This is a genomic window from uncultured Campylobacter sp., from assembly GCF_938045465.1.
Lineage (GTDB): Bacteria > Campylobacterota > Campylobacteria > Campylobacterales > Campylobacteraceae > Campylobacter_B.
The window spans coordinates 1-2675 of sequence record NZ_CALIBF010000179.1 but is presented as its reverse complement, the minus strand read 5'-3'; the positions used below and the strand labels follow the sequence as shown (position 1 = coordinate 2675).

Annotated in this window: 1 protein-coding gene; it reads left to right on the top strand. The window is 48.5% G+C overall.

Translation table 11 applies throughout. The features are described 5' to 3' along the window. Positions 1–28: 28 nt before the first annotated feature. A complete protein-coding gene (gene mnmG / locus Q0413_RS08675) occupies positions 29–1921 on the top strand; it encodes a tRNA uridine-5-carboxymethylaminomethyl(34) synthesis enzyme MnmG (protein WP_298988999.1) in 1893 nt (630 codons plus the stop codon). Positions 1922–2675: the final 754 nt, after the last annotated feature.

Here is a 2675-nt window from a genome sequence, read left to right as displayed (position 1 = left end):
ATTGCGGCTTTAAATTTAAAGGCAAAAAATGAAATACGACGTTATCGTTGTGGGCGGCGGACACGCGGGTATCGAGGCAAGCTTAGCCGCCGCAAAAATGGGCGCAAAGACGCTGCTAATTACGATCTTGGCCGAGCAGATCGGCGCTGCGAGCTGTAACCCCGCAATAGGCGGCCTTGCAAAGGGGCATCTGGTAAAGGAGATCGACGCGCTGGGCGGTCAGATGGGGCTTGCAGCGGATACGTGCGGGCTGCAGTTTAGAATTTTAAACGAGAGCAAAGGCCCCGCCGTGCGAGGCTCGCGCGCTCAGATCGATATGGACGAATACCGCATCTATATGCGAAATTTGCTGCTAAACACGCAGGGGCTGGATGTAAGCCAAGAGATCGCGAGCGAAATTTTAACCTGCGAGCAGGATGGCGTTCCGAGCGTTTGCGGCGTTAAGAGCCATCTTGGCAACGTTTATGAGACCGAGCATCTGATAATCACCGCCGGCACCTTTTTAAACGGGCTAATTCACGTAGGCGAAAACAAGCTGCAAGCGGGGCGCGTGGGCGAGCTAGCGAGCGTGGAGCTTGCCGAATCGCTGCGAAGTCTGGGGCTGCAAATGGGGCGGCTAAAGACCGGCACCTGCCCAAGGATCGATGCTAAGACGATCGATTTTAGCGTGCTTGAGCGCCAAGACGGCGACGCGGATCCGCGCCCCTTCAGCTTTCGCAGTAAGAATTTTGCGCCGAAGCAGCTTGCTTGCTTCATCGCTTATACGAACGAGCGCACGCACGAGATCATCCGCGAAAATTTCGCCCGCGCGCCGATGTTTACGGGGCAAATTTCAAGCACGGGCCCGCGCTACTGCCCGAGCATCGAGACTAAAATTTATGAATTCCCAAATCGAGACCGCCACCACGTCTTCGTCGAGCCGCAGACGCGCGAGGCTACGGAGTATTACGTAAACGGGCTTTCTACGAGCCTTCCTTACGACGTGCAGATTGCATTTTTGCGCACGATCAAAGGTTTTGAAAATGCTAAAATCGTCCGCCCGGGCTATGCGATCGAGTACGATTTCATCGATCCTACCGAGCTTAAACACAGCCTCGAGACCAAAAAGATCCGCGGGCTGTTTTTGGCAGGGCAGATCAACGGCACCACCGGCTACGAGGAGGCCGCGGCGCAGGGGCTGATGGCGGGCATCAACGCCGTGCTTGATTTGCGCGGGCGGCAGCCTCTGATTTTGCGTAGGGATGAGGCGTATATAGGGGTTTTGATCGACGATCTGGTTACCAAGGGCACGAACGAGCCTTACCGAATGTTTACTTCGCGCGCGGAATTTCGCCTGCTGCTGCGCGAGGGCAACGCCGTGCTGCGCCTAAGCGAATACGGCCGCGAGATCGGGCTTTTAGACGAGGCGAGCTACGAGAGGGCGCGTAAGCTTAAGCTCGATGTGGAAAGCGGAATGGAATTTTTGCTAAAAACGCAGATTACCCCTTCGAAACAGACGCTTAGCCTGCTGCAAAGTATCAGCGTAGAGCCCATTTCGCAAAGCTGTAGCTTGCAAAAAATCGCTTCTCAAAGCGGCTTTTCAAAGGCGGGTCTGCTTGCTCTAGCGCCGCATTTTGAGGGCTTTAGCGATGAGGTTTTGGATGAAATTTTAACGCAGTGCAAGTATCATTTCTACATCGCGATGCAGCGCGCCGAAGTTGAGAGGATGAAGGGGCTGCTTGGCGTCGCGATCCCGCCGCAGATCGATTTTAGCAAGATCGGAGGGCTTAGCAACGAGATCGTGCAGAAGCTAAATCGCTTTGCGCCGCCGACGCTGTTTGCCGCGAGCGAGATCAGCGGCGTAACGCCCGTCGCAATCGATATTTTACATATCTACATCAAACAAAATTTTGGCGATAAGCTTGGGATAAAGCGAGAATAGAATGCTAAAGTATAAAAGGCTTAATAAAGTAATTTTAAAATTTATAGTGAAAAATCTGGACGATATTTTAAAATATGTTTCAGTTTGAACTAAAACTATGTTTTGATAATTACGCCAATAGTAAATTTAGATTCATTGTCAAGAATTGCTCAAAAAATACTTTTTTTACATACAGTATGTCGCCGAAATTCTTTTTTATTCACTTCCCGGTTCAAAATTATTTCTCGAACAGCATAAATTAAAGGACGCGGACGACAACAACATTCAAGAATTAGGTTTTAGTATTGACACCTCAGGAATAAACAACATATTCATATTAAAAGACGTTATACGAGAAGAAGAAATACCTACTATTTTTGAAGAAATAGTCGAACGATATATAGACGGCATTAAATATCTAAATTGTTTTAAATTTGAGCTACTAAACTACAGATATAAAAGAGAGATCCATTGCTTTTTGCTAAAATTGATAAGAGAAAATCCGCTTAACTTATCTTGAGCTATTTATATTTACAGAGGAGATAAATCCGCCCCGAGTGAGGCGGATTTGTCAAGTAGGAGATTATTTTTCGCTAGGCGGATACATCTTCCAGCTGCTATCTACTTTCCAGTCTATCGGGTGGCAAGACATACAAGTATTTAGCTTTTGCGGATGATGCACTGCGTGACATGATTGGCACTGAAGCATTTCATTGTCTCTATTATGGACACCATTATGCGGGTTAGACAAACCATAGTGCGCAGTCTTTTTCCT

Coding starts and splice junctions, on each gene's coding strand:
- mnmG (WP_298988999.1), top strand. CDS start 29: ATGAAATACGACGTTATCGTTGTGGGCGGCGGACACGCGGGTATCGAG.